This window comes from Bradyrhizobium sp. Ken51 (assembly GCF_055807435.1).
This window is the reverse complement of record NZ_JBVVPB010000119.1, coordinates 1-878: the sequence shown is the minus strand read 5'-3', so window position 1 is coordinate 878 and position 878 is coordinate 1. Positions and strand designations below refer to the sequence as shown.

The 878-nt window shown below is 65.1% G+C and carries 2 protein-coding genes; both read right to left on the bottom strand.

What is annotated here, in order from left to right:
* On the bottom strand, window positions 1-608 hold a 608-nt coding region (locus tag AC0L27_RS41075), incomplete at its 3' end, for an efflux RND transporter permease subunit (protein WP_473318247.1).
* 6 nt (window positions 609-614) lie between these two features.
* Window positions 615-878 (bottom strand): permuted SH3 domain-containing protein (locus AC0L27_RS41070; protein WP_473323786.1); only part of this gene is annotated, 264 nt, incomplete at its 5' end.

Genomic DNA, 878 nt, shown 5'->3' with positions numbered 1-878 from the left:
ACGTCGTCGGCGGTCAGGCCATAGCCGACCAGCTTTGCCGGATCGACCCAGACGCGCAAGCTGCGTTCCGTCGAATAGAGCGTGGCGCGGCCGACGCCGGGGATGCGGCGGATCTCGCCGAGCACGTTGCGGATCATGAAGTCGCCGAGGCCGACCTCGTCGAGGCTGCCGTCGGTCGAGTTCAGCGTGATGATCTGGAGCACCGCGCTGGAGGCTTCCTCGATCAAAATGCCCTGCTGGATCACCGCGCGCGGCAGCCGCGCCTCTACGCGCTTGATGCGGTTCTGCACCTCGACCGAGGCGGCGCTGGTATCGGTGCCCGGCACGAAATTGGCGATAATCTCGACCTGGCCGAGCGAGTCGCTGGTCGATTCGAAATTGAGGATGCCGGAGGCGCCGTTGAGCTCCTCCTCGATCAGCCGCGTGACGCTGTTGTAGAGGTTCTCGGGCGAGGCGCCGGGATAGCTGGTCGAGATCGAGATCGAGGGCGGCGCGATGATCGGGTACTGCGCGATCGGCAACAGCGGAATCGAAATGGCGCCAACCAGACAGATGAACAGCGCGACCACCCAGGCGAAGATCGGCCTGTCGATGAAGAAGCTCGCCATAGCGCGTTACCGCATCAGCTTCTGGGCGTGCCGGTTGTCGGCGGTCGCATCCGCTTCCGACCAGGATTGCGGCTTGACCTTGTCGCCGGCGGCGAACTTCTGGAAGCCTTCGACCACGACCTTGTCGCCGGCCTTCAGGCCCTCGGTGACGAACCAGATTCCGTCCTGCACTGAGCCGGTGCGCACCGGCTGTACCGCGATGTGGTTGTCGTCCTTGACGACGAACACCTCGCTGCCGCCGCCGCCATTGCGCTGGATCGCCTGCTGCGG